This is a genomic window from Stieleria sp. JC731, from assembly GCF_020966635.1.
In the GTDB taxonomy this organism is placed as follows: domain Bacteria; phylum Planctomycetota; class Planctomycetia; order Pirellulales; family Pirellulaceae; genus Stieleria.
Genome location: NZ_JAJKFQ010000002.1, coordinates 1,102,402 through 1,123,922, shown reverse-complemented (window position 1 = coordinate 1,123,922; position 21,521 = coordinate 1,102,402). Strand labels below are relative to the sequence as shown.

Sequence of the window (21,521 nt, the reverse complement as noted above, 5' to 3'; positions counted from 1 at the left end):
GCACCAGTTTTCGAAGGCCACTTACCAGCGGAATAAAGGCCAGGGGCCGGGTGAGTCTTCGTGAGGTGAAACACAGACGTAGCCATCGCTTTTCGCCATCGCGACGAGGTCGCCGGACCCTTGGGTCTGAACCAAAGTCGCTGATCCCGATCCGGTAACTTGAGCGAGCAGCATCGAGTGTAAAGGGATCGCCTTTCGAATCGGCTGATCCAAAGTGACCAAAGCCGGCTGAGGCATCCAAAGCTTGCAGCCGGCCATTTTGTGAACCAACGGAACCGCAAAGCGGTGGCAATTGATCGTCGCGCTAACAGGGTTTCCGGGGAGCGCTAAAACTAAACTGCCCTTTTGGGAAACGGCGCCCAGGATCGGTTTACCGGGGCGGATCGGCAGGCCATGGAAACGAATGTTGGCACCGGCATCAGCGATCACATCGGGCACGTAGTCATAGTCGCCTTTGGAAACGCCTCCGGTCATCAGAACGACATCGGCCAGTTTCAAGGCATTCGAAAGAGCTTCATTCAGGTGCTCACGTTGGTCGACAACATGTTGTTGCATCACGATCTCGGTGAACGCCAAACGAGACATGATGGAACGAACCGCAACGGCGTTACTGTTGCGCAGTTGCCATGGGTGCAGCGATTGCGTTTCCGGCGGCAAGACTTCGTCGCCTGTTGTCAGAATCGCAATTCGGACTTTTCGGTAGACCGATGTGTCGGTGATTCCAAAGTTGGCGAGCGCCGCGGTAAGAGCCGACGACACAACCAGGCCAGCATCGAGAACCTGTTCACCGGCCGTGGCGTTTTCGCCAGAACGTCGAATGTGGCTGCCTTCAACCGTGGTTTCGACGGCAATCGGAGGAAAGCGGATGCTGTTGGGAGATTCGACAGCGTCTTCGCGTTTGATAACCGCTTGGCAGCCATCGGGGATCACCGCGCCGGTGAAGATGCGAATCGCATGGCCCGGCTTCATTTTCGGAGGTTCGATCCCAGGTGGGCATTGGTCGCTGACGGGGATGTCCGTGTCGGGTTTTAAATCTTCTAGACGAATCGCGTAGCCATCCATCGCCGACACATCCGCCGCGGGGCTATCGCGATCGGCCAGAACCGGTAGCGACAAAACGCGACCATTGGCGTCGCCTACCGATTCAGATTCAGAAACGACAGCCAAATCGTCAGCGATCGCAAGCAGTGCAGATTCAGGATCGGAAAAGGCAAACAAATCGTTCATGAATCGGTGGGCAGGTGTTGAAGATCAGACGGGGTGTTGAAGTTGCGAATCGAAGCCGTCGGCAATTCGATACGGCGAGTCGGTATCTTGTCTAGCAATCGCTGCAAGCCGTATTCGCCTTGCAGAATCGATTGATCAATCACCGGAATCACGGCTGTCGGATAAATTCCGATCAGCGGTTCGTATTTCGATTGGGCCCCGCCATCGGCACAAACGACCTTTGTCGGATCGTCTGAATACGCACGGATTAAGCAGTGAATGTCTTTGTCTGTTAACAAAGGTGTATCAACGGCTGTGAAGATACAACCGCTAAATTGGTGATCACGAGCATAAGTCAGCGAAGACTGGATTCCCGAGATCGGACCACAAGACGGTGGGGCGTCAGCGATCAGGTTGAATCGGGACGGAAGTTCAACATCAAGGTTGGCGACCGAGATTCGAACCGTATCGGTGACCTTCAGCAGCCGAGCAACAGCGTGTTCGAGAAAGTTTTCGCCCAGGAAATTCGGATCCTTGGGCATCGGTACGGGCAACCGGATTCCCGCTTTATCACGTCCCATGCGTTTGGATAGGCCGCCACATAGGACGATGCCGAGCAACCGTAGCTCTGTTGGTCGGCTCATGGGAATTTGGCCTCGGTTGGTTGTCAGCTTAAGGAACGATGGCGTCGATGGTGATCCGCACTAAGCTTGCTTTTCAATGACGTCTTCGACCCAGCTTTTAGCACGCATCATTGTTGGGAAACCAATCGTTGGGGCACTTAGCAATGCCACGTGGCGTAGGTCATCGGCTTCGCATCCGGCTTCTAAAGCTTTGCGGCAATGGGAGTGCGCGGCGCCTTCGAGTCCGGCACCCAACGAGATCGCCAACTTGACCAGAGCCACCTCTCGATCTGTTAGCGGCCCTGCTTCTTTGGCCGCCTTGCCAAAAGACTCGTAGGCTTGCATCAGTTCGGGAAAGTCTTGATGCATTTTTTTGTATCGCTTCGGTATCATCGCTTACTCTCGATGGCGTCAAGTAAAGATTCAATCGTGTAGGGATCGGCGACCGCGCCAACATCGTAACCGAGGTCAAGCAACACTTCAGCGGTCTTCGGAGACAACGCAGCGAGCTTTGACTTGCGTAACGAATCGCCGTAAAGCCGATGCAAGTTCCGTGCGGTCGCACTGCTGGTAACAGTGATCCAATCGACCTTGTTTTCGAGCAACAAGGTTTCCAGTTGTCCATCCGGATGATCGACGTCGATGTTCTGGTAGGTACAGATTTCATGAACGCTGGCGCCACTAGCGGCTAGCTCGGCCGGCAATTCATCGCTGCCACGGCTGGCACGGACCAGCATAAAGCGTTGGCCGGTTAGACGATCAAACTTGTTTCGAAGCGTTTCAATCAATCCACCAGAACTGAAATCATCAGGAATCAGATCGGCATACAGTCCGTACTTAGCCAATGACTCGGCAGTCTTTCGACCGACTACAGCGATCAAACATTGTGATAAGCGGCGAAGATCGACTTGTTTCGCTTTTAGATGATCAAAGAATCCGGCGACACCGTTGTGACTGCAGAAGACCAACCAATCGATTTTGGATAGTTGCTCGATCGCATCATCCAGCTCGGCATCTTGCTCGATCGATTCGATTTCAATCGCCGGTGCGATCAAGGGATAGCCACCTCGTCCTCGAACCATTGCCGCCATCGAATCGGCTTGGTGACGCGGCCGAGTGATCGCGATCGTTTGCCCTGCCAATGGCAATTGCCGGCGTAGTTGTTCGATCGGTTCGGCTAACTCGGACACCTTGCCAACAATGGCTATCACCGGCGGGCGAAAACGACTTGCCGGGGTGAGTTGATCGGTGATTTGGTCTAAGCGGCAGTAGATCGCACGTTGGTCCGGCAAGCTGCATCGCCGAACCAAAGCGACCGGTGTGGCCGGATCCATTCCGCCTTCGATTAACGCCTGGGTCCAGACCGAAGCGGTGGTCACACCCATGTAGATCACCAGCGTCCCGGGAAATCGGGCCAACGCATTCCAGTCGATCGCGGATTCGGCTTTGCCGGGTTCTTCATGTCCGGTGACTAAGGCGACCGCTGAAGCAAACTTGCGATGCGTAATTGGGATGCCGGCATACGATCCGGCAGCCAACGCGGCCGTGATACCAGGAATGATTTCGAACCCCACGCCAGCCTCGATTAGGGCGTCGACTTCTTCGGCGGTTCTGGCGAAAACGGCTGGGTCACCGCCTTTCAATCGGGCAACGATTTTTCCTTCGCTCGTGTGGCGAAGCATTTCCTCGATGATTTCGTCCTGCTTCCAAATCCGCGACTGGCCGTGTTTACCAACGCTGATATGTTCCGCTTGTGGCGCGTGAGAGAGTATCTGTGGGTTACTCAGCCCGTCGTAAAGGACCACATCGACGAGTCCGAGCGCCGTGGCCCCCCGCAGCGTTAGTAAATCCGGGTCACCCGGCCCGGCACCGATCAGGTAAACGTAGGGATTCATAGCGATACAATTGAACCCATTCCACCGAAATGGTGCAGGAGGGGAGACACGTTTTCAATTGGATTTAGCTGTGTTGGCCAGGTTTGGCAAAGTCACCGGGGCTTTTAGACCGATTCAAACCAGCTCAGCTCCCTTAGTGCAAATCCGGATGCGGCCGAGGGGACTTCGATTCAGAAAGGGCGGCGTTCCCCTCGGTTGGTAGGATTCCAAATCAGCTATACCTGGGCCCCAACCGTCAGTCTGCGTTGATAGCAAAGACTTTAGGGTCTGATTTGTTGGTCAAAACGCGATTTTTCTGGTCCCCAATCGGGCGGGCGGGAAAAGTTATCCCTGGACACGTCGACAGGTGATCGCCATACTACGCGGCTCGATTGAAACCGATCAGACATCAAAACACACAAATACATACGCTTTCCGGCAATAGTTAACAGAGAAAGATGCCAAACACTGCCAGTGCAAAGAAACGGTTGCGTCAAAACGAGAAGCGTCGTCTACACAACCGTGGGCTCCGCAGTCGCATGCGTACCCAGCTTCGTAAAGTTCGTGAAGCCGTCGCTTCGGGCGATAGCGAAAAAGCACAAACCGAATTCCGCATCGCTGCAAAACGTCTTGATCAAGCTGCTGCAAAGAACTTGATCCACAAGAACGCCGCAGCTCGCAGCAAGAGCCGCTTGAACAAGTTGGTCAAAAGCGTCGCCTAATTGCAACGCGACTGATTCGGTTCGATAGTTAAAAAACGGAAGCGTCCTTCGATTTGTTCGATGGACGCTTTTTGTGTTTGTAGATAGCCCATCGGAAAATCAACATCCGGAGGTAGCAATACATACCGGTCACCGATTTGATTCAAAGGCCGAAAAGCTTTCCGCGATGACTACTTGATCGACGCGAATTCGATTGGCTGTTCTGGAAGCGAATCCAGAAAGACTTTGCCATAAGGTTTGGTGCAAATCCGTGGGTCAAGAACGACAACCATTCCGCGATCCGAACGCGTGCGGATCAATCGGCCGACGCCCTGACGGAACTTGATCGCCGCTTCGGGAACTTGGTATTCGACAAATGGGTTACCACCGCCGGATCGGATCGCTTCCAAGCGGGCTTCCAGTAAAGGGTGATCCGGAACAGCGAATGGCAATTTCGTGATGATCACATTGGTCAATGCGGATCCCGGCACGTCAACGCCTTGCCAGAAACTGTCGGTACCGAACAGGACTCCCGGTTCACGTTTAAAGGCGTCAACCATTTGTGTGCGGCTTTGATCGCCACCTTGTGTATAGAGCGGGATGCCTCGCTGAGCAAAATGCCGAGACAATCGGGCGGCGCAGTGCTTTAGCAACCCGTAGGCTGTGAACAGCACAAACGCATGACCTTCGCTTAGTTCGACGTACTTCTTGATTTGCTCGGGCAGTTGACGTTCGAACGCATCCCTTTCACGTGACGGGTCGGGCATGTCACGGACGACGATGACTTTGGATTGTTTTGCATAGTCAAACGGACTGCCCACACGGACGGACATGCCACCGGTCAAACCGACCCGTGATCGGAAGAACGCAAAGTTGTCGTCATCACCCGACGCAATTGTGGCACTCGTCATCACGACACTTCGGATGTCCTCGCTTTGGAAAAGGTGCTCGCGAAGCTGTGATCCGACATCGATGGGCGATGAAGACAATTCGACGCGATCCATGCCCGAACGCATTGGTGTCGATTCGATCCAATAGACCGTGCCTTCATCGCGTTGACGAAGCCAGCGATCAAGCGATGTCGACAGCAGCATCAGCCGGTCATGTGCCGATTCGAAATCCAAGCGATCGGCGTCGTTGCGCTGACCGTTGGCCTGTTGAAAGAGCTTCTTGGCAAGTTCCACCATCGGTTCGCTTAAGGGGTTCGAAACGATGTCAGGCTGATGCACTCGGCCGTTCGAACCGGCGTGGTCACGTAGCCAGTCAAGGATATCGGCAAAGAATTCACTGTGGGCGAAACGCAGTCGATCGACCAGAGACTGCAGGCCTTTAAGGTCTTTGTCGACCAACAACCCTTTCTGGTTTCGGTCGTTGTATAAGCGGTCAAATAGGAAAGTGAATTGTCCGCTCGTCAGACGTAGTCCCAAGTGGTCGCCGGCAACGGCTTCGATCGTGTGGCATTCGTCAAGGATCACCGCGTCGTACTGAGGCAGTAGCGAGACGCCTTCGCGGCGTAATGCCAAGTCGCTGAAGAACATCGCGTGATTGACGATCAAGAGCTGAGCGTTTTGGGCGCGACGTCGAGCTTTGAAATAGAAGCAATCATTGAAGTGATCGCACTTCTTTCGCAGGCAATTACCGGTGTCACTGAGGATTTCGTTCCAGACTTCTCGGTCGGGACGCAGCGGCATGGTTGCTAACGAACCGTCATTGGAATCGCGTGTCCACGCACGGATTTTGTTTAGCTGCTGGTACTGTTGATCGGAGCTTAACAGCGAAGTCATCTTCGCCATCGTTCGATCGAGTCGACGTTTGGAAAGATAGTTCCCGCGTCCTTTCACCAATACACTCGTGAATTCGCGAGGGATCACGCTGTTAAGTAACGGCAGGTCCTTTGCGATCAGTTGTTCTTGAAGGCTGATCGTATGTGTCGAAATCAGCACGCGAGGTTTGTGAGCTTCGCCTTCACCCTGTTCAGATTCAGCCTTTTTGCGCGGCTGGATGGGTTCACCGGTAGCGTGCAAGATCGCGGGAACGAGATAAGCAAAGCTCTTGCCGGTTCCGGTGCCAGCTTCGGCGACCAAATGTTTGTCGGTGCGAAGAGCTTCGGCGACCGCTTCGGCCATCGCCAATTGTTGTGATCGAGCTTCGTAACCCGATAGCCGCGCAGCGATTCGTCCCTGACTGCCAAGGATCGAATCAACATTCAGCTCTTCGGTAGACAATTCGATCGGAGGGGTTTGCGGATCGGTAGATTTGTTCGGCTGCTCTGACAGAAGACAGGCAGGCAAACGATAGGGCTGGCAGAAGACAAAGCCAACCTAACAGATAGTCTGCTTTTCGCACATCTGACGGTGCGGTAGAAGTTAGCGACGGCGTTCTGTTACAAGACGCTGTGGCATCAACGTTTTGATAGCAATGATGCGACTCAGCTTGCTGGCGGTTATGTGGCTCAGGGAATCGATTCCGAGCGAGGGGCAGAGATTGGCTGCCCATTAAAATGAATTCGGTTCCTGTTGACCGCACGTGTCCACGGCACCGCGATAAATCCATTGTCGCCAACAAGTTTTCCACGCTTGTTTGGTTGTGACTGTTGGCAGTCGCGGGTAAGTTTCACGGTCGGTGATATCGACCAGTCCGCTCTGGGGGGTCCGAGCGGACGAACGGAGGTGTGAACGATCACCCGCCGCACCATTTACCGCCGACAATTTCCAACGTGGCAAAGAAGGAAGCAAAACATGGCTAAGAAGAAAGCATCCAGCAAGGCTCCGAAGGTCGATCCGAAGTTGAAAGCGGTTTTGGAACGAGAACCGGGTTTGGCGACCACCCTGCAACAGATTGATAAAACGTTTGGTGATGGGGCGATCATGCCTCTGGGCGCGTCAAGCCACCTCGACATTCATGGTATCCAAACGGGTAGCTTGTCGCTCGATATGGCTTTGGGCGGTCAAGGGATTCCTCGAGGCCGGATCATTGAAATTTACGGTCCGGAATCGAGTGGTAAAACGACGTTGGCATTGCATGTCTGCGGAGAAGCACAAAAGGAAGGCGGCATCGCGGCGATCATCGATGCGGAACACGCTTTCGATCCGACTTGGGCAAAGAAGTTGGGCGTCGAACTGGATACCTTGTTGGTCAGCCAGCCGGGTAGCGGTGAAGAGGCGATGCAGATTTGCGAGATGCTGGTCAAAAGCAACGCTGTCGATGTCATCGTGATCGACTCGGTCGCGGCCTTGGTCCCCAAGAAAGAATTGGAAGGCGAAATCGGCGACAGCCACGTCGGCTTGCAAGCTCGTTTGATGAGTCAGGCGTTGCGAAAGCTGACCGGTGCGATTGCCAAAAGCAAATGTGCGGTCATCTTTATTAACCAGATTCGCGAAAAGGTCGGTGTGATGTTCGGTAGCCCCGAAACGACCCCCGGCGGTCGCGCACTGAAGTTCTACAGTTCTTGCCGAATCGATGTCCGTCGAATTGGCGCACTAAAGGACGGTGAAGAGCAAGTCGGCCAGCGAGTCAAAGCGAAGATCGTTAAGAACAAAGTCGCACCTCCATTCCGCATTGCCGAGTTCGACATGATGCATAGCAATGGCATCAGTTATGAAGGCGACTTGTTGGATCTGGGAACCAATCACAAGATCATCAACCGCAGCGGTGCTTGGTTTAAGTACGGCGAAACCTACTTGGGTCAAGGTAAGGAGAAAGCGCGTAACTTCCTTATCGAAAACACTGATGTCGCTGATGAAATTAAAGCGAAGGTGATGGCCGAAGGCGGGTTCGGGCCGCCGGTCGATGAGGCTCCCATGGTCGACGACGCTAGCGAATTGGATTCCGAAGAAGTCACCAACTCTTAAGTAAGCCAACTCCTAAGTAGACTTGATCGGTCCGACTGGCCACAGCCCTGTCGGACGCAGGCCTTTCGAAGAACCAAAGCCAACCAGATCGGTTGGCTTTTTTTATGACTTCAACACAAAAACGATTCAACCTTCAAGCAGCGATCGGCACGATCCGTCATCATACGAGATCCCCGTTTGTTATCTCACCTGGATCCAGCCCACCTCATCATGTCAAAAGAAAAAGTCTTGATCGTCATCGGTGACGCTACCGAAACACTGGACACGATGTATCCGTTTTACCGGCTGATCGAAGCCGGGTTTCAGCCAGTCGTAGCGGCACCCGAACGTCGTCGCTATCAGATGGTGTTACACGAAATCAAACCGGGTTGGACGATCACCAAGGAATGGGAAGGCTACACCTTAGAAGCTGACGTCGCGTTTGCAGAAATCGACCCGGCGGAATACTTAGGCATCATGTTCAGCGGTGGCCGCGCACCGGAGTACATTCGCTATGACGAAGACCTCGTACGCGTTACCAAACACTTCTTCGAGAAGGGCAAACCGGTCGCCAGTGTCTGCCATGGTGTCGAAATACCCGCCTACGCGGATTGCGTTCGCGGACGCAAAATGGCAACGGTCCCCAAATGCAAATTCGACCTCGAGGTTTGTGGCGGGATCTTCGTCGATGCGCCCTGTGTGATCGACGGTAACCTTGTCAGTGGCAGAACGTTCCACGACAACGGGCATTACATCGGCCCTTGGATCGAGTTGCTTGAAAAGGCACGACAATCCGTAGCGGTGTGATCAATCCCCAACACCGAAACCAGCATCTCACCTTCATTTGCACATGGACGCGATCCCAGAATCAATCACTCGTGATGGAGAGTCGGCAATTGTGATCCGCTGGTCGGACGGAAAGACCACGCGATGGACCGCCGCGAAGCTTCGCGCGGTTTGTCCTTGTGCAACGTGCCGCGAAAAAAAACGTGGCAAGGCGAATGCCCCCGCGATGTTGCCCGTCCTCAGTGCGGCCGAGGCAAAGCCACTGTCGATCGTTTCGATGCGTCCTGTGGGAAGCTATGCGTACAACATCGGTTTTAGCGACGGGCACGGTTCAGGACTGTTTCAGTTCTCGATGCTCCATGAATCGGAATCCTGAGTTCCTGATTCGGCGGTCTCGTGTCGAGAAGACCCACTTTGGAAACGAACCTATGTCCAAAACAGCAGGTCTGTTTAGGCGAAAGCCCTGCGAGCTAGCAACTGAATCGTCCAGATCAGCGGAAAAGCGATTGGTCCGTTTGGGCCGATATCAAACCAGCCAAAAGCTGTGCTTTTGAACAGCATTTGGCGTAAAAGCTTGCCCAGTGGGGATCAAGGGTCTCCTTGGACCCGAATTTACGCGGGTTTTTCCTATCGAATACCCCGTCAGGGGGTGCAGGTTGCTCCGCGACGTAGATAGATTGGCGGTCGTCGTGAGCGAACAAGTGCGGCAAAAAACCCGCTTAGTCGTTTGCGGTTTTACGCTACCAACTGATCTTTGAAAAGAAGTTCCCGATGTGCTTATTGGCCGTTCAGTATCAATTGGTCCCAGAAAGTCCGATTCTTGTTGCCGCCAATCGAGAGGAATATTTTGACAGACCAAGTTTGGCACCTTCGATCCAATCTGGAAAGCCCCGAGTCCTGTGCGGGATCGATCAAAAAGCCGGTGGTACTTGGCTAGGTGTCAATCAAAACGGTTTATTTGTCGGGGTTTGTAATCGAGCGACGACGATGCCTTTATTTGGGCAACGTTCTCGCGGATCCCTTGCGATGGATCTACTGCGTTGCACCAGCGCATCGCGTGCCTTGGAAAAGGCGCTCAATGAATTGGGTGAAACGCAATACGAAGGTTGTAACTTAGTCATCGCCGATGCCAAGAGTGGGTACGCAATCTACTCTGACCAGCGTCAGGAAGTGGTTGACCTACAACCCGGCTTGAACATCATCGGATCTCATAACCTGAATGATCCCGATGACGAACGAGTTTGCATGGCGCGTCGGCTGCTAACGCTGCAGACACTCGATTCGCCAGTCAAATTCCTTGCCGTTGCAAGCCGCGTTTTTGCTCGAGCACCGGTCGGACCTGGCCGCCCTAGCATGACGATTCGTAACAAAGACTACGGAACGGTAAGCAGTTCGCTGATCGCTCTGGGAGTCAAACCTCGCGATGCGATCTATCAGTACAGCAATGGTGCTCCGGACCAAACCAAGTACGAAGATTGCTCGCCAATGTTGCGGGATATCCTTAGTCGCGGACTTCGTGAAGCGCGCACCAAAGCAAAGGTAGGTGCCTAATTCTCGGACCCACCGAGAACGGGATGAACCGAAATTCGATAGAGTTTCGGTATCCAGGCATTTGATCCAGGCTGGTTCAGGTAGCGATCAAATCGCTCGACTGCAATTGCTATCAACCGCATTTTGAAAAGGACGCGGCGTTCAAATTGAACGTCGCGTCTTTTTTTAATTCTGCAGGCATCTAGGTCGGGTCAACGAGCACTTCCATACGTCAGCGAGCGTCTCGGTCGGGGACTTTGTTGACTTGAGTCGAACTCGAAAAACTTCTCTATCTGCCAACTGCACCGATCCCTAGACTCCCCAAAGTCGCTGGCAAAGCCCCGTAACGGATGCGGATTTGCTTGCATGATGACGACAAAATCCAAACAGGGAGTCCTCGGGCATGGATGCCATTGCACGTCGCTCAGCAACGTTGGCGTTTGCGCTAACATTCGCGTTCTTGTTTCCCGTTGCCAGTCAGGCTGCTTCTAAACGGAGTGCGAACTTCTACGTTAGCGCCGATTCGCAAGCACTTGCCGATGCCGTTTCCGACCATGCCGAACGTTATCGTCGTGAACTGGCGATCTATTGGCTTGGCAAGGAACTGCCCCCCTGGCCACAGCCCTGCCCCATCAAAGTTGTTTCCGGCCCGCGTTTAGCCGCTCAGGGCGCGACAACCTACAACCCGCAACCGGTTAGCAACTTCCGGATGGAAGTCATCGGAACCACCGAGCGAATTCTCGACAGCGTTTTGCCACACGAAGTCACCCACACGGTCATGGCGACGCACTTCGGACGTCCGCTGCCCCGTTGGGCCGATGAAGGCATCTGCACAACTGTCGAACACGCCGCCGAACGAGACAAACACGAGCGAAAACTTCGCGAGTTCTTGCGAACGAAACGCGGGATCGCAATGAACCGCCTGTTTTTGCTGACGGAATATCCACAAGACATGTTGCCGATGTACGCCCAAGGTTATTCGGTCTGTCGATTCTTGGTCGAACAGCAGGGACCGAGGCAGTTCATCAACTTCTTGGAAGACTGGATGCAATCCAAATCGTGGACGAACACTGTTCAAGTTCACTATGGGTACGAATCACTGTCAGACCTACAGCAGAATTGGCTGAGCTGGGTTGCAGATGGCAGCGGTCCAGTGGACGCCTACGCGTCAACACGCAACCAGTCAGGGATCGCATTGGCATCCGCACAGGCACCAGCAGGCCAGATCGCGCCGCTCGCGCAGTCGGCAGGTTTGCAGCCGATCAACCGAGCCATGGCCAGTTCCAATCTTCGCTTGTCAGGACCACAGAACCATTCGACCAGCCCGAACATCACCAATTCAAACGGAGCCGGCATGGGGCAAAATGCCTCAAACCTGATGGCGGCAGTGTCGCAGTCTGCCCCAGGAATGTCCCAATCAGGTCCGGCGGCGGATGCCACCGCATCGATGGCGATCGGCGCGTTGGGAGATGCCTCCGGCCAAAAGAGCTGGTATCAACGCCGCCGCGAAGAAAACGCCATGGGAAAAATTGCCACTGTGGAGGAGTCTTCGGATACCCAGATTTCCGGTCGATTGAGCCAAGTTCCTGGTCAGATCGGTATCGAAGGCCCAGCCAATTCTCCTATCTCTGCTAGCAGATCCGACTACAGTGTGTCACAGCCGCAGGACGAAGTAAGATACGGACAGCTTCGCTAGAGGAAGGTCTGAACAGACTTCCATCTAAAACCTCGATGCGAACCGTTTTTGCTGTCATAAGTTGCTTTGCGGCAAGGGGCTCGGTGAGATCGTTTTCACACAGAGCCGTGCCGTAAGCCTACCGCGGTGAACTAAATTCTGCTATTTTCTGCGGTCCCTGAAAAACTATTTTGATCCCCTAACCACCAATTGATTGATGGCCAAGCCACAGCACAAATTGAAGAAAGCGAACCACGGACGTCGTCCGGCGAGCGCCAAAGCACGCAAAGCAAAGCGAAAAAAGATCAAGACCTAAGCATTCGCCCGCTCTGATTGACTCTATCGCGGAACCGATTGCCGTGGCCAAAACCGACTTTATTGTTGACCTCTCATTGTTGGAGCATGATCAGCCGGTCGCTGATCTGGAAGCCATTCGCGCACTGAACCCTCAGCGCCATGAGATGGAGCACCTGACTGGCATCTTGTATGAAGATGTCGAGACCCTGCGATGCGCCGGTTACAAAGACGTAACCCATGACGAATTTTGGATTCGTGGCCACATGCCCGGAATGCCGGTCATGCCAGGCGTCATTCAACTCGAAGCCGTAGCCCAGTTGTCCAGCTTCTTTGCTCAAAAGCACGATTTGCTAGGGGCAGAAATGGTTGGCTTTGGCGGTGTGGACGACGCACGATTTCGTGACGTTGTCGTCCCCGGTGACCGCTTGGTCTTGATGATTCGTTTGACGAAAGCCAGACGAAACCGAATGATCGTGGCGGAGTTTCAAGGGGTTGTCGGCGAAAAGCTTGTCGTCGACGGCACCATCCGCGGAATCCCTCTGCCGGTCGCTGCTGTGAAGTCGCATCTGGCGGCTCGAGCTGCCCAAAACGCTGTTTGATTGCCAAGCGCTTCGATCCCGCTTTTAGACCATGACTGCTTCTCCGGAATCATCTTCCGATGAGTTCCCGTCGTCCGGGCGTCTTGCCGCGATCGATTATGGAACTGTCAGAATTGGCGTAGCTGTCTGTGATCCCAACCGGACGCTAGCAAGCCCGGTTGAAGTCTACCAAGTTCGCTCACCGGAACTTGATGCCAAGTATTTCCGTCAGCTGGTAAAAGACGAGCGGCTCGTTGGCTTTGTTGTCGGATTACCGATCCATTGCGATGGCGCCGAAAGCCAAAAGAGTCAAGAGAGTCGCAAGTTTGCGCGCTGGCTGAACGAGGAAACCGGCCTACCTATCCGTCTATTTGACGAACGATTCAGCACCGCAGCAGCGAAAGAACGACTGCGTAGTGCGGCAAATTCAAGAAAGAAAAACAAGAAGCGGCTCGACGCTGTAGCCGCGCTTGTTTTGTTGGAATCCTTTCTGGAAGCCTGCCATTATCACGGCAAGCTGATGGGGCAGACGATTGAAGTCTCCGACGGTGGAGCAGACTCGCTCGAGGATTAAGTCATCACGTTTTTTCGCGAATGATAATTTCCAAGCGATTCACTGCCAATCGAATGGTGTCCGAAAGGACGAGGAGATCTCAGGACAGATTTCCTCGCCCGGCTTAGATCAATGCGATGGAATTGGAGTGGCTCATCGCAATCTCTTTCGAGGAGACCACAGTGACACCAGCCACTTAGGCAGCTTCGGCGAATAGAGTGTCGACTAGGTTCTGAAAACGGCGATCTGCTTCTTCGCGACGTGCTTTACGTTCTGAAAGCGTCCAGTTGGCTCGGATATCGCGGACGCGACGCATGATTTCAGCGTCGGACAGCTGCGTTTGACCACAGGTGCTCTCATTTTGAGAGTCGATTCGCGATTCCAGGACTTCGGTGTTGCAAACAGCGTTCATCATTTTCAATCCCTCGTAAGATAAGGGCCGATCGTGGGGATCGGTTTTCGGGGTTCCTAGGACTTGGCAATCGACCCAGAGTGATTGCCTTGTTTTTGATTTTGTCAGTTCGTCTCGATCTGACGGATATGAGTAATTGCAACCAGTGTGCCAATCAATGACCTAGAACCCAAAAAGGATCGCTTTGTTCGCGGAAAAGATCCAAATCGCTGTAAAAACAGAATATGCGGCTTTTGCTGGTTGTGAAGATGGGGGTTGTGGGTGATTTGGCTTTGATCACGTGCCGAGCAAATTTGCAAAGCTTTGAAAATTCTTCCACTGCCGCTCCGGCAGAAGCATGATCGAAAATCGATCAATGTTAGCCTGGCCGCAAATGCTTTGAATTAAGGTGCGCCAATGATAGGCAGTCCCATACCCCCGGAGCTCTAGGTACTGGATGTGTCCAGCGGCGTCATAAATCATCCCGACGATCCGATGGTCGCTACCCGCCCATGCGATGGACCCATCGGGTTCCGAGAGCGGCTGGGGCACCAAAGTTTCGAGCCTCTGCATGGCCGCTTCAAAACTGGTGGGGATCGGCGACATCCGATTGGTCGTTGATTCAGCCAGCGTCGTCGTCGGTCCATAAACGTGGATGTGGAAGTTTGCTTCGTTCATTGCTTCGATGGGGGTGCTTCGCGTTTTCGGCGAATCGCGGTGTAGTCGCTGGGATCCGTGTTCTTTATCAAACCGGCCTAGCTGACAAGACGATCCAGCTCGTCGGCATTCGGAACGAGCGGACTGTCTTGAAGGCTTTTGGCAGGCAATGGCTGTTCATCGGTAGCAAAAGTTTTGCGGAACGCCTATCGGTCGGGAATGTTTCGGCACTGCTTCACCCACACACATGTACGGGAGTCAGTGCCTATGAGCAGAGTTCAACTGAATGGTGTTCGACACATCTATTCGGTGGCTGCGGTGCTTGTTTTCGCCATGATGGCAACCGCATCCCCAGTCGATGAAGTCCGATCGGTTTTGATCGGTCCGAACGATCGATGGGATGATGAGTCCGTTAAGGACGAGAGTTCATCCAACCAATTTAATTCGGCGCCGATGATTCATGAATCGTTTGTGCCGACTCCAATACCGGCGCCGATCATCGACGCAATTCCGATGCAACCGTCTTCTCACCCCGCGGACGCATCGGCCCATCAACAGACGCAACAGGAACAGAAGCAACAATCCACAAAGACAAACCACCAGCATTCGAAAAAGAAGCAAACGGTTGTGGATCGGCTTCGCGATTTAGATCGCCGGAGCAATGCTTGGTTTAAGCGAACATTTATGGGCGGCTAGCTAGTCGACGCCACGGGCTTTGACAAAGCCTGAATAGAATTTGGAAAACAACCTGACGGGGCGTCCTCTCCTAGATCGCTCTTCATTACCGTACTTGTCTTGCCAGAGATGCGCCCGACCGAACCCACCTTCGGCGGGCGCTTTTTCTCTTCTTCTCATCCGGTGTTCTCACCAACTTGCAACCCGTCAGGTGCAAAGACCGTCCGGCCGCCGTCAATCGGTAAACAGACTCCGTTGACGAAAGTGTTCTCACACAAAAAGCGAACGGCGTGCGCGACGTGTTCCGCTGTTCCGATCTTTCCGCCAAGTGTACTGGCGCAGAGTTTCTTGCGTTGTTGGTCGGGGACTTCGTCTGTCAGTAGTACCGGACCTGGTTTGATGCAATTGACACGAATGGCTGAGTTCTGCTGTGCAAGTTCGACAGCTAGGGAGCGCGTCATGACATCGATCGCGCCTTTGCTTGGGAAGTAAGCGGCATGATCAAGGTAGGGTCGCTCGGTGGCCCAATCACCGATGTTGACGATCGAACCGCCATTGGCCTGCGTCGTCATGACTCGGCCGGCAGCACGAGCAGAAAAGAACGAGCCCATCGCATTGATTTCGAAATAGCGTCGCATTTCGTCGGCGGTGATCTCGCTCAGTTTGCTCGGTTTCCAAATCGCCGCGCTGTTGACCAAGATGTCCAGCCTGCCGAAGTGATCGAAAGCCTCGTCGACCAGTCGGTCGGGCGTCGACGATTCGTCCAGGGCACCAGTGACAACAAACGTATCGACCTTGAATTCACGTTGAACATTCTCAGCCGCTCGCTGTGCCTGATCCACGCTATGGTTGGCATGGAACACGATGCGGCAGTTCGCGTTGGCAAGTTCTTCAGCGATCACACGTCCGACACGTGGTGCGCCGCTGCCGGTGATTAATGCGACCGGAGCATCGCAGTCGAAAACACGTTGCAGCAGATTCGTATTCACAGGTGCATGGGTTCGTTGGAGGACAGTGTTATCTTGTTGATTTTCTATTGTCGCCCTTCACTCCGTAAAGGTAGCGTTCTTTCCCGCCGGTATTGTGTCGTCCGGGGCGACATTGCGAGAGATCAAACCTGAAACTCAACAGGTCGCTAAAGGTACTTGGCCAGCGGCCCACCACGTGAAGCGAGCGCGTCAACCTTTTTCATGGTCTCGTTGTCTTCGATCAATCCAGGCGCTTGCCAAGGTTTAAAGCGCGCATCAATCACGATGCTTCCGTGGCAACCCCAGTGCTTGGCAACCGTTTGGCTGTCGATGCCGAAGACATCCGTGGCAGGATTGCTACGCGTAAATGTTGTCCACAACCAATTCTGTACGTTTCGCGTCGCAAAATCGCTGTCGTCGACGATCGTTACAAGCGGGAAACGACTGATCGGACTTTCGCGGTTGAACGCGTCGCAAAAACGTTGGATGTCATCACGACCCGATTGCGAATCGTAGGCATCGCTTTGGATGACCAACACACCTGGGAGGGCGACTTGAGGATTTCGAAACCCACTGGGCAATTGAAGTGAGCTAGGGATCTCTGTTGGCAGTTCACGTTTCGGGCTGCCAGCTGCAGCGATAACAACTTTCGAACCGCGGTTAAATCCTTCACCGCTATAGTCGAGGGTATCGATGGTCGTTTGCGTTTGAAAATGCAAATCACGAGCCGGGTCGATTCGACAGAGTGCGTATTGAAGAAACGATGCGATGTCGTGAATTTTTAATTCGTCCAGCGGGTCATCAACGATGATCAGGTATTTCGCTAGCGACAGTTGTCCGTTGCCCAGGATGGCGTTCGATTGGGTTAGCAATTCTTGCGGCGATGTTTCCTTTAAATACGGCATGTAGCGTTCACTTCCGATCGCCAACAGCAGCGGGTGAACGCCGGCCGCATCGACCGCATGCACGGCTTTGACGCCAGGGATCACCGTCGGGATGATGGGGTCGGTCAATTCATGAATCAATTGGCCGAAAGTCGTGTCTTCTTGGGGCGGCCGCCCGACAACGGTGAAAGGCCAGATCGCGTCTTTGCGATGCCAAACGTGTTTGACTTTCAAGACGGGAAACGGATGCTGCAAACTGTAATAGCCCAAGTGATCGCCAAACGGGCCTTCCGGTTTTGTCTCGTTCGGATCGATGGTTCCGACGATCGCGAAATCGGCGTCACCATAGACGGGTGCGTGGTCACCTCGGACCAATCCCACACGCCGACCCGACAAGGCCCCTGCAAAGGTTAGCTCGGTAAGGCCTTCGGGAAGTGGCATAACAGCGGCCAACGTCATCGCGGGCGATCCGCCAACGGTCACCGCGACATCAAGTGGCTGCGACTTTTCTAAGGCGCGTTTGTGATGAACACCGATGCCGCGATGGATTTGGTAGTGCAAACCGGTTTCGTCACCGGCGTATTCGTTGCCAGAGAGCTGGACTCGATACATACCCAAGTTGACTTTCATCAAGTTCTTGGGGGCGTCTGGATCGCTGCTAAGGACCTGCGGTAGGGTAACGAAAGCACCGCCGTCATCCGGCCACGACTTCATCATCGGCAGGTCGGCGATCTGGCATCGATGTTCGCAAACGGCTCCGCGACGAACGAACTTGGGAAGCATCTTGGTCGCCGTCCAGGGCACTCCCGCATACCGCAGTGGACGCTTCGCAATCGCGGACGGATCCAGTTTGACTTCGATCAGCCTCCGTACGGATTCCAAAGTGTCACGGAACAGGTAACGAGCTTGTTCGATCGATCCGAATAGGTTCGAAACCATCGGGAATGCAGTCCCAATTGGATTGCGAAACAAGACCGCAGGTCCTTGATTGGCATAGACACGGCGTTGGATCTCGGCCATTTCCAGGTTAGGATCGACCGCGTCGGTGACTTCGATTAAATAGCCACCGGATCGTAGATCGTTAACCGTGTCTCGGGTACTGCGGTGCTTCATGACGGCCGGTAAACTATTGAACTGGAAACCAAGGTTTGTTGCGAAAACCAACGGTGGGAAATGCCACCGCTCGTGTTGATCGGTTGAGCACAAACCGAATACAAAATCACTGTTGAATCATCTTATGTCGGAAAGTTCGTCACAGTCTCAACGGAAATCTCTCCTGGGGCAATTGCCCCAACCCACAATCTTGACCGCCAATCCGGGTGCTGATGAGCCTTGCGATGTCGCGATTGTCGGCGTCAGCGATGGTGTAGCACTGAGCCCCACCGCAGCGTTGATTGATGAAAAAATCGGCCATGCGATCGAGCGGCTGCGGGATGCGGGGAAGCTTTCCAGTGACGAAGGCGAAACCATGCTGTTGGCTGGACCCAGTGAAGATGGCCCAAAACTGGTTCTCGTCATCGGACTAGGGAAGGTCAAACAGGACAAAGATGCAAACCGCGAATTGGCATTCAGGATAACCAGTCAAGCGCTTCGTTCCCTGGTTGGCAAACCGCACGAGAAACTGTTCGTCGCGCTGGGCGAGTGCTTTGACAAGTCGGCATACGATGCAATCGTTTCGGGAGCCCTGTATGCCTTGGAAGGCCAAGCGATTTATCGTTCCAAAGTGGCGATCAATGTGCCTGAAACTATCACGTTCTCGGCGCTCGATGATGCCGCCATCAATCGTGGTACCGTCGTGGGGCAGTCAATCAATTTGACTCGGCGACTGGTCAACGAGCCGGCTTCGGCGATCTACCCGGAATCATTCGCCGAGATCATCGCCGAAATGTCTGCTGGCAATCAGATCGAATGCGAGATCTGGGACGAAAAGAAGCTGGCCGAGGAGAACTGTCGATCAATCCTGGCGGTTGGCGGTGGTAGCGATAAGCCACCTCGATTGGTCATCTTGCGATACAACGGGGGTGCCGAAGGTGAAGCCCCGGTCGCCTTGGTCGGCAAAGGCGTGACCTTCGATAGCGGTGGTCTGTCGCTCAAACCCAGTGACGGAATGATCGACATGAAGTGCGACATGGGTGGCGCCGCGACTGTGATCGGAGCCATGAACGCGATCGCAAAACTGGGTGTCAAACGCAACGTGGTAGCCGTTTGTGGTCTCGCCGAAAACATGGTCAACGGCTCCAGCTACAAACTTGGCGACGTGATCAAAACGCGCAGCGGCAAGACGATCGAAATTCTTAATACGGATGCCGAAGGTCGCGTCGTACTGGCCGATGCACTGAACGTCGCGATTTCTTACAAGCCATCCGCGATGATCGACTTGGCAACCTTGACTGGTGCTTGCATGGTCGCACTTGGCAACGAAGTCGCGGGACTGATGACGAACGATCAAAGCGTCGCCGATCAAGTTTTCGCGGCGGCAAAAGTTGAAGGCGAACTGCTTTGGCAACTTCCGATGCTTCCGCTTTACGACGAAAAGGTGAAAAGCAAAGTTGCCGACATCAAGAACATTGGCGAAGGGCGTTGGGGTGGTGCGATCACTGCCGCAAAGTTCTTGGAAAACTTTGTCGACAAAACCCCTTGGGTTCACCTCGATATCGCCGGTCCTGCCTTCTCCGATAGCCCCAAGCCGTTCCGTGATGCAGGCGCGACCGGTGTTTACGTCCGCACGCTGCTGCGTTGGGTCGAATCGCTGTAGTGATCGCCCGCAGTTCGCTCGGGTTCACCGAGTTAACTGTTTTGCCTAGTTTATCTTGACGTTCTGCACAGCTTGCTTTATCCAAGGCAAGCATGAGCAAAACCATCTTTTTCTCCGTCGGTGAACCCAGCGGTGACGAGCATGCGGCCCACTTGATCGAGGCGATGCGTGAGCGTCAGCCGGACATTTGTGTGCGCGGGTTCGGCGGTCGAGAAATGCGAAATGTCGGCTGTCAGATTGACTTGGATTTAACCGAGCACGCCGTCGTTGGCATCTTAGAGGTGCTGCCGAAGCTCCGCGAATTCTTTCGCTTTGTCGATCAAGCCGAAGCGATCTTCGCCAGCGGCCAAATCGATGCGGTCGTGTTGGTGGACTTTCCAGGATTCAATTGGCACATCGCCAAACGGGCAAAGAAATACGGCATCCCGGTTTATTACTACTGCCCGCCTCAGCTATGGGCCTGGGCATCCTGGCGGATTCGAAAGATGAAAGCCACCGTCGACCACGTGCTGGCGGTGCTTCCGATCGAACAAGAGTTTTTCTCGCGTCATCAAATCCCAACGACCTTCGTCGGGCATCCATTTTTTGATGCTGTCGATCGAGCCGAATTGGATTCGCAAACGGTTCAATCGATCAAGCGATCCGCCGGAGAATCGCCAACAGTGGCGGTGTTGCCAGGTTCGCGCACAGCCGAAGTGAACGGCAATTGGCCGGTGATGCTGCAGGCGATCGCAGAATTGAGCCAGTGGCATCCGGAAACTCGGTTTGCCGTCGCGGCGTACCGTGACAAACACTTCCAATTTTGTAAAAGCGAATACGATCGATTTGTCGAATCGACTGGACGTCACTTGCCAATCGATTTCTATCAAGGAGCCACCAGCGAAATCGTCGATCAGTCACGTTGTGCGATGATGGTTAGTGGCTCGGTCAGTTTAGAACTGATGGCCCGTCGTACTCCGGCGGTTGTGATGTATCGAGTGGGGCGATTCCTTTACGCCTTCGGACGCTGCGTTGTCAAAGTCGATAGCGTCACGTTGCCGAACTTGATGCCCGATTCGGGTAGCCGATCTCGACCGTTTCCGGAGCTGATCAGCGTGGGCAATCCTCGCCCAGCGGTTCGATTCCTTGTCGATCAAATCGGCCGACTGCTTTCTGACAACACTTTACTGGAAGAACGGCGGCAGCAGCTCGATCGTCTCTGCGACCGGTACGCTCAAACCGGGGCCAGCAACCGAGCAGCGGAAAAGTTGCTGGAACTTCTTGGCGAGTCGGATTCCAACGCCACGATCGTAAAACGGGTGGCGTAGTCGCCGTCCTTTAGTCGATCCAGATTTTCAACGCCAACGGAACGCTGGCATTCGGGGGGGACTTGATATCCACCGCGAACTGCGATTCCACAGTGAATCAGTTGTGGTTCAGCTGTGAAAACAGTGATTCGGACGTGAAATCGGGCAAATTTCGATACCTGGCATCAAACCAAATGCCGCTGATTTGCGTACGTTTCTGATCCGGAACTGCATTTCCACCGCATTTCGGGA

At 54.0% G+C, this 21,521-nt stretch carries 21 protein-coding genes; 12 read left to right on the top strand and 9 right to left on the bottom strand.

What is annotated here, in order from left to right:
- Nucleotides 1-21: 21 nt before the first annotated feature.
- From LOC67_RS09840 to cobA, 4 genes are read right to left on the bottom strand one after another with little or no spacing between them, the layout of a single operon-like run.
- Nucleotides 22-1,227 (bottom strand): molybdopterin molybdotransferase MoeA, encoded by a 1,206-nt coding sequence (locus tag LOC67_RS09840; protein WP_230262422.1) that lies wholly within the window; start codon nucleotides 1,225-1,227, stop codon nucleotides 22-24.
- Nucleotides 1,224-1,850, bottom strand: a complete 627-nt coding sequence (locus LOC67_RS09835) for a molybdenum cofactor guanylyltransferase (RefSeq protein ID WP_230262421.1) — start codon at nucleotides 1,848-1,850, stop codon at nucleotides 1,224-1,226. The genes LOC67_RS09840 and LOC67_RS09835 overlap by 4 nt, the downstream gene beginning before the upstream one ends.
- A gap of 60 nt (nucleotides 1,851-1,910) precedes the next feature.
- Nucleotides 1,911-2,198 (bottom strand): carboxymuconolactone decarboxylase family protein, encoded by a 288-nt coding sequence (locus tag LOC67_RS09830; protein WP_230262420.1) that lies wholly within the window; start codon nucleotides 2,196-2,198, stop codon nucleotides 1,911-1,913.
- 20 nt (nucleotides 2,199-2,218) lie between these two features.
- Nucleotides 2,219-3,724: a uroporphyrinogen-III C-methyltransferase gene (cobA, locus tag LOC67_RS09825; protein WP_230262419.1), complete on the bottom strand. Its 1,506-nt coding sequence runs from the start codon at nucleotides 3,722-3,724 to the stop codon at nucleotides 2,219-2,221.
- A 437-nt stretch (nucleotides 3,725-4,161) separates the two neighbouring features.
- Between cobA and rpsT the strand changes: the two genes are divergently transcribed.
- Complete coding sequence (gene rpsT, locus LOC67_RS09820; protein WP_230262418.1) at nucleotides 4,162-4,425, top strand: 30S ribosomal protein S20; 264 nt, start codon at nucleotides 4,162-4,164, stop codon at nucleotides 4,423-4,425.
- A gap of 170 nt (nucleotides 4,426-4,595) precedes the next feature.
- Here rpsT and LOC67_RS09815 read toward each other — a convergent pair whose 3' ends face one another.
- A complete protein-coding gene (locus LOC67_RS09815) occupies nucleotides 4,596-6,530 on the bottom strand; it encodes an ATP-dependent DNA helicase (RefSeq protein WP_230262624.1) in 1,935 nt (644 codons plus the stop codon).
- 612 nt (nucleotides 6,531-7,142) lie between these two features.
- Here LOC67_RS09815 and recA point away from each other — a divergent pair.
- The 8 genes from recA to ruvX all read left to right on the top strand — a co-directional run bounded on the left by recA (nucleotide 7,143) and on the right by ruvX (nucleotide 13,674).
- A complete protein-coding gene (recA, locus tag LOC67_RS09810) occupies nucleotides 7,143-8,255 on the top strand; it encodes a recombinase RecA (RefSeq protein ID WP_230262417.1) in 1,113 nt (370 codons plus the stop codon).
- A 210-nt stretch (nucleotides 8,256-8,465) separates the two neighbouring features.
- Nucleotides 8,466-9,041: a DJ-1/PfpI family protein gene (locus LOC67_RS09805; RefSeq protein ID WP_230262416.1), complete on the top strand. Its 576-nt coding sequence runs from the start codon at nucleotides 8,466-8,468 to the stop codon at nucleotides 9,039-9,041.
- A gap of 43 nt (nucleotides 9,042-9,084) precedes the next feature.
- The gene (locus LOC67_RS09800) at nucleotides 9,085-9,396 is read left to right on the top strand and encodes a DUF971 domain-containing protein (RefSeq protein WP_230262415.1); all 312 of its coding nucleotides are present in this window, start codon (nucleotides 9,085-9,087) and stop codon (nucleotides 9,394-9,396) included.
- A gap of 395 nt (nucleotides 9,397-9,791) precedes the next feature.
- The gene (locus tag LOC67_RS09795) at nucleotides 9,792-10,571 is read left to right on the top strand and encodes an NRDE family protein (RefSeq protein ID WP_230262414.1); all 780 of its coding nucleotides are present in this window, start codon (nucleotides 9,792-9,794) and stop codon (nucleotides 10,569-10,571) included.
- A 382-nt stretch (nucleotides 10,572-10,953) separates the two neighbouring features.
- Nucleotides 10,954-12,246 (top strand): hypothetical protein, encoded by a 1,293-nt coding sequence (locus tag LOC67_RS09790; RefSeq protein ID WP_230262413.1) that lies wholly within the window; start codon nucleotides 10,954-10,956, stop codon nucleotides 12,244-12,246.
- 196 nt (nucleotides 12,247-12,442) lie between these two features.
- Nucleotides 12,443-12,541: a 50S ribosomal protein bL37 gene (locus LOC67_RS27720; RefSeq protein WP_390621835.1), complete on the top strand. Its 99-nt coding sequence runs from the start codon at nucleotides 12,443-12,445 to the stop codon at nucleotides 12,539-12,541.
- A gap of 43 nt (nucleotides 12,542-12,584) precedes the next feature.
- Nucleotides 12,585-13,121 (top strand): 3-hydroxyacyl-ACP dehydratase FabZ family protein, encoded by a 537-nt coding sequence (locus LOC67_RS09785; protein ID WP_230262412.1) that lies wholly within the window; start codon nucleotides 12,585-12,587, stop codon nucleotides 13,119-13,121.
- A 31-nt stretch (nucleotides 13,122-13,152) separates the two neighbouring features.
- The gene (gene ruvX / locus LOC67_RS09780) at nucleotides 13,153-13,674 is read left to right on the top strand and encodes a Holliday junction resolvase RuvX (protein ID WP_230262411.1); all 522 of its coding nucleotides are present in this window, start codon (nucleotides 13,153-13,155) and stop codon (nucleotides 13,672-13,674) included.
- 175 nt (nucleotides 13,675-13,849) lie between these two features.
- Here ruvX and LOC67_RS09775 read toward each other — a convergent pair whose 3' ends face one another.
- Both LOC67_RS09775 and LOC67_RS09770 read right to left on the bottom strand, forming a co-directional pair.
- A complete protein-coding gene (locus LOC67_RS09775) occupies nucleotides 13,850-14,068 on the bottom strand; it encodes a hypothetical protein (RefSeq protein WP_230262410.1) in 219 nt (72 codons plus the stop codon).
- Between the two features lie 273 nt (nucleotides 14,069-14,341).
- Nucleotides 14,342-14,650: a hypothetical protein gene (locus LOC67_RS09770; RefSeq protein ID WP_230262409.1), complete on the bottom strand. Its 309-nt coding sequence runs from the start codon at nucleotides 14,648-14,650 to the stop codon at nucleotides 14,342-14,344.
- Between the two features lie 318 nt (nucleotides 14,651-14,968).
- On the opposite strand from LOC67_RS09770, the gene LOC67_RS09765 reads away from it, so the two are divergent.
- Complete coding sequence (locus LOC67_RS09765; protein ID WP_230262408.1) at nucleotides 14,969-15,397, top strand: hypothetical protein; 429 nt, start codon at nucleotides 14,969-14,971, stop codon at nucleotides 15,395-15,397.
- Between the two features lie 155 nt (nucleotides 15,398-15,552).
- On the opposite strand, the gene LOC67_RS09760 is transcribed toward LOC67_RS09765, so the two are convergent.
- Both LOC67_RS09760 and LOC67_RS09755 read right to left on the bottom strand, forming a co-directional pair.
- A complete protein-coding gene (locus LOC67_RS09760) occupies nucleotides 15,553-16,365 on the bottom strand; it encodes an SDR family NAD(P)-dependent oxidoreductase (protein WP_230262407.1) in 813 nt (270 codons plus the stop codon).
- Nucleotides 16,366-16,511: 146 nt separating this feature from the next.
- A complete protein-coding gene (locus tag LOC67_RS09755) occupies nucleotides 16,512-18,341 on the bottom strand; it encodes a UbiD family decarboxylase (RefSeq protein ID WP_230262406.1) in 1,830 nt (609 codons plus the stop codon).
- Nucleotides 18,342-18,465: 124 nt separating this feature from the next.
- Here LOC67_RS09755 and LOC67_RS09750 point away from each other — a divergent pair, with 124 nt between their 5' ends.
- Nucleotides 18,466-19,983 (top strand): leucyl aminopeptidase, encoded by a 1,518-nt coding sequence (locus tag LOC67_RS09750; protein ID WP_230262405.1) that lies wholly within the window; start codon nucleotides 18,466-18,468, stop codon nucleotides 19,981-19,983.
- A gap of 92 nt (nucleotides 19,984-20,075) precedes the next feature.
- Nucleotides 20,076-21,290 carry a lipid-A-disaccharide synthase gene (gene lpxB / locus LOC67_RS09745; protein ID WP_230262404.1) on the top strand — a complete coding sequence of 405 codons (1,215 nt, stop codon included), beginning with the start codon at nucleotides 20,076-20,078 and terminating at the stop codon, nucleotides 21,288-21,290.
- Nucleotides 21,291-21,521: the final 231 nt, after the last annotated feature.